The organism is Xylanibacter muris, from assembly GCF_013166605.1.
In the GTDB taxonomy this organism is placed as follows: domain Bacteria; phylum Bacteroidota; class Bacteroidia; order Bacteroidales; family Bacteroidaceae; genus Prevotella; species Prevotella muris.
Map to the genome: position 1 here is coordinate 1 of NZ_JABKKF010000023.1, position 4,281 is coordinate 4,281.

The 4,281-nt window shown below is 38.7% G+C and carries 3 protein-coding genes and 2 tRNA genes; 2 read left to right on the forward strand and 3 right to left on the reverse strand.

Annotated features, from left to right (window positions below):
- Window positions 1-260 precede the first annotated feature (260 nt).
- From HPS56_RS13115 to HPS56_RS13125, 3 genes are all read right to left on the reverse strand, one after another.
- Window positions 261-335: transfer RNA gene (locus HPS56_RS13115), tRNA-Arg, on the reverse strand.
- A 372-nt stretch (window positions 336-707) separates the two neighbouring features.
- Entirely contained in the window at window positions 708-1,214 is a 507-nt protein-coding gene (locus tag HPS56_RS13120) for an NUDIX hydrolase (protein WP_172277592.1), read from the reverse strand.
- Window positions 1,215-1,251: 37 nt separating this feature from the next.
- Window positions 1,252-2,277 (reverse strand): diacylglycerol/lipid kinase family protein, encoded by a 1,026-nt coding sequence (locus HPS56_RS13125; RefSeq protein ID WP_172277595.1) that lies wholly within the window; start codon window positions 2,275-2,277, stop codon window positions 1,252-1,254.
- 155 nt (window positions 2,278-2,432) lie between these two features.
- On the opposite strand from HPS56_RS13125, the gene spt reads away from it, so the two are divergent.
- Complete coding sequence (gene spt, locus HPS56_RS13130) at window positions 2,433-3,620, forward strand: serine palmitoyltransferase (protein ID WP_172277589.1); 1,188 nt, start codon at window positions 2,433-2,435, stop codon at window positions 3,618-3,620.
- 381 nt (window positions 3,621-4,001) lie between these two features.
- A tRNA-Pro gene (locus HPS56_RS13135) sits at window positions 4,002-4,075 on the forward strand.
- The last annotated feature ends 206 nt before the right edge of the window (window positions 4,076-4,281 follow it).

Consider the following 4,281-nt stretch of genomic DNA (forward strand, 5'->3'; position numbering starts at 1 on the left):
AAGGTAAATACGAATAAGGGATGATTCCTCTTCCACACGTACAACTTCAAAATTCGAAAGTATTTCAGATGGCAGAATTAATTGTGCCAATGCCAATAGCCCTTGAGTGTTCATGATGCAAAGGTAGCACTTTTCGGATAAATAAAAGAAACTCCCCCCGGTTTGGCGGATGAGCCAATATTATACTGTATAAATAGTTGTAAAGACCGTAACTGTTTGGTATTCAAAAGAAAAGAGACACCCAAAGGTGTCTCTTTCTGTGATTCCGTAGGGATTCGAACCCTAGACCCACGCCTTAGAAGGGCGTTGCTCTAATCCAACTGAGCTACGGAACCTCTTTTAAATTCGGGTGCAAAGGTATGAAAAAATAAATTAGTATGCAAATATTTTCGGTAAAATCTTTATTGCAAGGCTATTTATGTCTATTTTATAATTGGTTTAAGAACGAATAGGCTATGTTTTTGGAGTATTTTTGTTTGTCCTTTTTTGCTTAAAGTCACAGTGTCCTTTTTTCTTTAAGTTCTTCAATGCGCATCCGTCACATCCGTTACAAGGGTCATTTGTATTCTTCATGGATTTATATATCCTTGACGCTCCATAAACAAGGGATATTGCAATTATGATATATACCGCTATTTCCTGCATTACTAATTCTTTGTATCAGATAAATATTTTTATAAGATTAAGATAATGTCATATAACGTTTGTCATATATTGAAGAATCTCATGTATTCAGATTCAAAATTTGGAGTGAATATATCTTTTCCTATTCCTTCCTTAATTTCATCTTTTTTCCAAAAACGGCCACCGGAAAGTTCTTTTTCATTTGGAATTATGATTTCATCATATACAGTCTTATATACATAAACCAACTCTTTCTCGCAACAACTCTCAAAAACATAATGTCCGAGGCAAATATATTCAAACGAGCTTATTCCAAGCTCCTCAAAGACTTCCCGTTTAAGGGCATCTTCGATATTTTCCCCAAAGTCAACATGACCTCCTGTTGCTGTGTCCCATTTGTCAGGCTGGATATCCTTCCATGCCGGTCGCTTCTGTAAGTATAAATCCCCGTTGCTGTTGAATAAATGAAGATGCACTACCGGATGCAGTATCATTGTCCCGTTGTGTGCCATTTCACGTGATATAGAGCCAATAACGTTTCCGTAGTCATCTACTGCAGGAAATAATTCTTTTTTGTTATCCATGCCAATAATGTATTGTTATCCGTATATAAAACGTTATATATTTTCAATTCTCTGTTATTTTCTTGGCCTGTACGAATATCTTATGAGCCTGCTTTTCTATGTCCACACGCATGTTGTTTACATTGCTGAAAAAAGAGGAAAAGGCATTCAGCATTATATTAGGTTGCCTGTTGTCTTCAGGGTCGTCAATGTTTGTTATGACTTTTATGCCTTTCTCTTCTATATGTACATCAATTTCGCATCCGGTCACAATCGGGTCACCGTCATAATGGATTGCTCCGGAATGACTTCGTTTTATATGTATTCTCTTTGCCTTGAATGTTTTTATTTTTGAATTATGGTCAAGCCGTTTGTTAAACATGTCTATGCTTATTTGCGGTGCGTCGAAAGCTGTAAACGGTTCCATTATAATGACGTCCATAAGCCCGTCTTTCATTGTCGCCTTTGGGGCTATATAAGCATTGTTCCCATATTGCGATGCATTTGCGCAGGCAATCAGAAAAGCCTTATATCTTGTTGCTCCTGTTTCATCCGTGACTTCATAGGTTTCCGGTTTGTACCTCAGTCCTTCTTTCAATACATTTTCAATGTATGTTATCGGTCCACGTTTGCTGGAAGTAGAGAATTTCTGGCTTATAAAGGCATCAAATCCCATACCGCATGTACAGAAAAAAGGAAAGTCGTTGATTACTCCATAATCAAGAGCTTCAATATTGCATTTGTTTATTATGGCGATTGCTTTTTTTGCGTCAAGCGGAATACACAAATGGCGTGCAAGCCCGTTGCCTGAGCCGCATGGAATAATCCCCAACGCTGTTTCTGAATGCACTAAAGAACGTGCAACTTCATTAATGGTTCCATCTCCGCCTACCGCTATAACAATATCCACGCCTTCATCCACACTTGCTTTCGCAATTTCTGAAGCGTGGCCGGCATATAGGGTCTTTTCTACCCGATAGTCGAATTTTTCCTTATCGAGTGCCGCCTCAATCAATTCCGGCATACTTTGTTTGTTATTTGTGCCGGAATGAGGGTTTACTATAAATACTATAGACTTTTTTGATGTCATCATATTGCAAAATTAGACAATTTGTTTGTATTTCCTCATAGCTTTTGGCATAAAAATATCTAAAACCAATAATTGTATAGAAAAAAGTTTTTAAATTCATAAAAAAGTCGTACCTTTGTCGCCTGTTAAAAATAGAGGATTAATTACACCTAAAAATGGGACAATTACAGGAAAGATACAAGAACTATCGCGAGCCCCAAAAATTCATGGAGCAGGGCGTGTATCCTTATTTTCGTGCAATAACGAGCAAACAGGGTACTGAGGTTGAAATGGAAGGCCATAAAGTGCTTATGTTTGGTTCAAACGCATATACCGGACTTACCGGTGATCAAAGAATAATTGATGCGGCGAAGGCTGCGCTCGACACTTATGGCTCAGGTTGTGCGGGAAGCCGTTTCCTAAATGGTACATTGGACTTGCATATCCAGTTGGAAAAAGAACTCGCCGAGTTTGTTGGCAAAGATGAATGTCTGTGTTTCTCTACAGGTTTTTCCGTAAATTCAGGAGTAATTGCCATGGTTGTCGGCCGTGGTGACTATATAATATGTGATGACCGTGACCATGCAAGTATTGTTGACGGACGGCGTCTTTCATTTGCAAAGCAGCTTCATTACAAGCACAACGATATGGAGGATTTGGAGAATATTTTAAAAACCCTCCCGCATGAAGCTGTGAAACTTATAGTCGTTGACGGAGTGTTTTCAATGGAAGGGGATTTGTGTAATCTTCCGAAAATTATTGAGTTGAAGCATAAATACAACTGTTCTGTAATGGTTGACGAGGCTCATGGCTTGGGCGTATTTGGACGTGACGGCCGTGGAGTATGTGATTATTTCGGTCTTACAGATGAGGTGGATTTAATTATGGGTACGTTCTCGAAGTCATTTGCAAGTATAGGCGGGTTTATTGCTTCGGATTCAGACACGATTAATTATATCCGGCATGCATGTCGTACTTATATTTTCAGTGCTTCAAACACTCCTGCCGCAACGGCTGCGGCTTTAGAGGCTCTTCATGTGATAAAAAAAGAACCGGAGCGCATTGAAGCTTTGTGGAAAGTGACAAAATATGCCTTGCGCCGTTTCCGTGAAGAAGGATTTGAAATAGGAGATACAGCAAGTCCGATTATCCCGCTTTATGTGCATGATACGGAAAAGACATTTATGGCAACAAAGCTTGCATTTGATGCAGGTGTATTCATAAATCCTGTCATTCCTCCGGCATGTGCTCCACAGGATACGTTGGTACGTTTTGCCCTTATGGCTACGCATACAGAAGAGCAGGTTGAGCGTGGTGTTCAAATTTTGGCAAAAGTATTCAGGGAGCTTGGTATTATAAAATAAATGGCAAATGCCAAGATAAAACTTGTTTGGGCTGTTCCAGAGGTATTGCATTTATTCAAGATAATAGTATTGGAATAGTATTATTAAAATAACCATAAAAAAATAATGGAATGATATATACTCATTCCATTATTTTTTTATGGTATATAGTAAAGTTCCATGTACTTGTTTTCGTGTTTGAAGCTATTTTATGGGATTGTTTATAATAATCCATGTGTTTTATATGAATTATTTTTTTGCTTTTCCGAAATAAATATACTTGAATATGTCTTGATTTTATACAAATACGATGATAATGTTGTTTTTATTACGAAAACATTTGGCCGTTACGAAAAATGTTAGTACCTTTGCACACGCAAATAGGGAACGGTATATTTGCAGCGGGGTGTAGCGCAGCCCGGTAGCGCTCCTGGTTTGGGACCAGGCGGCCGCAGGTTCGAATCCTGTCGCCCCGACAAAAGAGGATTATTAAGAATAATCCTCTTTTTTATTTTTTTCAGGATGTTTTCAATATACTCTATTGTAGGGGCTCAGTAGCGAATTAGGGCTCACCCGCCAAACCGGGGGGAGTTTCTTTTATTTATCCGAAAAGTGCTACCTTTGCATCATGAACACTCAAGGGCTATTGGCATTGGCACAATTAATTCTGCCATCTGAAATA

Bases quoted from the DNA above. Each gene is read 5' to 3' on its own strand.
- HPS56_RS13125 (WP_172277595.1), bottom strand. From the start codon at position 2,277: ATGACATCAAAAAAGTCTATAGTATTTATAGTAAACCCTCATTCCGGC.
- spt (WP_172277589.1), top strand. From the start codon at position 2,433: ATGGGACAATTACAGGAAAGATACAAGAACTATCGCGAGCCCCAAAAA.